Below are 320 nucleotides of genomic sequence, written 5' to 3'. Positions count from 1 at the left end.
CGGTGGTCTCGTGGCCGGCGAGCAGCAGCAGGAAGGCGCAGCCGGTCAGTTCCTCGACCGTGAGGTCCTCCTGGCGGGCCAGGTCGGACAGGATGTCGTCGCCCGGTTCGGCGCGTTTGCGGGTGACCAGTTCGGCGAGGTACGAGGTCATGGCCCCGTAGGCGGCCATCTTCTCGTCGAACGCCTGGTCCCGGACGAGGAAGGCGGCGGTGTTGGTCTGGAAGGTCGCCCGGTCCTCGTAGGGCACGCCGAGCAGTTCGCAGATGACCAGCGAGGGCACCGGCAGCGCGAACCGCTCGACCAGGTCGACCGGCGGGGTC

The 320-nt window shown here is 70.0% G+C and carries 1 pseudogene; it reads right to left on the bottom strand.

Annotation, left to right across the window (positions count from 1 at the left end):
• Window positions 1-320 (bottom strand): annotated as a pseudogene (locus ACLWS4_RS38270) (cytochrome P450); the annotation flags it as partial.

The organism is Kitasatospora sp. SC0581, assembly GCF_048159585.1.
Classification (GTDB): Bacteria; Actinomycetota; Actinomycetes; order Streptomycetales; family Streptomycetaceae; genus Kitasatospora.
The sequence above is the reverse complement of the archived record's forward strand: the minus strand, read 5'-3'. Positions and strand labels throughout refer to the sequence as shown.